Annotated in this window: 1 protein-coding gene; it reads left to right on the forward strand. The window is 43.7% G+C overall.

The window, feature by feature from the left end:
- Nucleotides 1–126: 126 nt before the first annotated feature.
- Entirely contained in the window at nucleotides 127–1593 is a 1467-nt protein-coding gene (locus J8L84_RS19990; RefSeq protein WP_211072237.1) for a DUF3360 family protein, read from the forward strand.
- Nucleotides 1594–1756: the final 163 nt, after the last annotated feature.

Raw genomic sequence — 1756 nt, forward strand, 5'->3', positions numbered from 1 at the left:
CTGTTGCGGGTTTTTTTATGCTTAAAATAAATACAATATCAGCTTGCGTGTAAGACCACAGTCGCATTGTTACACGCTATTAACAGGTATAGCCTTGCGGTTCTTCCAGCAATCGTAAGGTGTAAAGTGTCTCAAGAAAGCGATTCTTATCAAAAGCTTCACAAACCAAGCAGTACATTTCAATCAAGAGAAGATTATCTAAACCACGAGTTACAGATCATTGCGCCAAAGCGCTGGCGACTCAACCTTCCAGGTAGAGACTATCGTGTAGAGTGGGAAGACTGCGTACCAGGTATGGCGGCAACGATAGGTAAAATTGTAATGGTTGCGGCGGTTGTTGGGGCGTTTGCCGCGCCGTTAGGGTTATCACCTGAATTCGTAGTAGAAAACGTTCGATTTGAGCTTCTCATTGCTGCGGTACTTTTTGTTGTGTTGATATCAGGTTTTTTCAACCCTTCAGCAAACTTAGCGGGAACTCATGGCCCTTTACTGCCTTTGGTACCGCTAATTGTTGCGTCAGGCGGTCATCCTATGGCGCTTGGGCTACTAATTGGCTTCTTTGGTTTTTTATTAGGGATAACCAAAGGCGGTAGTGTACTTGCCAAATTAACCAGTAATGGGGTTTGTGGCGGTCTTTTACTGTATTTGGGTTTTATAGGTATAACTGGTCAAGTAAAAAAGCTGTTTGCGTGGGCTGAAAGTTTCGACATGGCCTATTTAGCCTTTGTGGTTATTGTTGCCACTATTTTGATGTACGCATGGCTAGAGCATATTCAAAAGCGTTGGTTGGCTATTCCTTTAGGTGCAGTCATGGCGGCGGTTATTGCTTTTACGCTAGGCGCGCCATTTGAATTTACCACCTCGCCTGGTATGCCAAACTTAAACCCAGCCTATTGGTGGGGTGAAAATACAGGTTGGCAACTAGGGTTACCAGATTGGTCTCATTTTATTGCGGTACTGCCATTTGCTGTATTAGCGGTGTCTATGTGGTCTCCTGATTTTCTTGGGCATCAGGTTTTCCAAAAATTGAGTTACCCGAAGAACAGTGAAAAAGCGCACATGAATATTGACGATACCATGATTGCAGCATCTAGCCGTCAGGCTGTAGGCAGTTTACTGGGTGGCGGTAATATTGCTTCATCGTGGGGTACTTACATTATTCCAGCCTCAATTGCGCGTAGACCTATTCCAGGCGGTGCGATAGTAACAGGCTTATTGTGTGTGGTTGCTGCCATTTGGGGTTATCCAATGGATCTTGCGATTTGGCCGCCTGTGTTATGTGTTGCGCTGATAGTAGGTGTATTTTTACCGCTGATGGAAGCGGGCATGCAAATGACACGAGAAGGCAAAACTACACAATCTGCAGCATTAGTGGTTATTTCATCAGTGCTGGTTAACCCTGTGTTTGGTTGGTCGTTCACCATGCTTCTTGATAACTTAGGGTTAGTTGGTTGTAAGGAGCGTGCAGGTGAACTGGGCAAAGCGGGTAGGTGGTTAATACCCGGCATTACTTTTATTGTGCTATGTACGGTAATGGCATTAATTGGCATGTTCCCTGGCGTACCTGCAATCATGGAAACGTTTCGACTGTAGACGCTTTACAATTATTTTTAGGTGCGAAAGTGTGAGCCACAAATTTGTGGCTCATGCTTTTTAGCCAAAAAAGTGAGCAATTTTTCGTATTGCTCGTCATTTTGTTTATCAAATAGTCACTTGATTGATTTTATTGAAATTAGTCCTTTACAGAAAAAATTAA

The sequence above is a fragment of the Alteromonas sp. MMG017 genome, assembly GCF_018100795.1.
Taxonomy (GTDB): Bacteria; Pseudomonadota; Gammaproteobacteria; order Enterobacterales; family Alteromonadaceae; genus Alteromonas.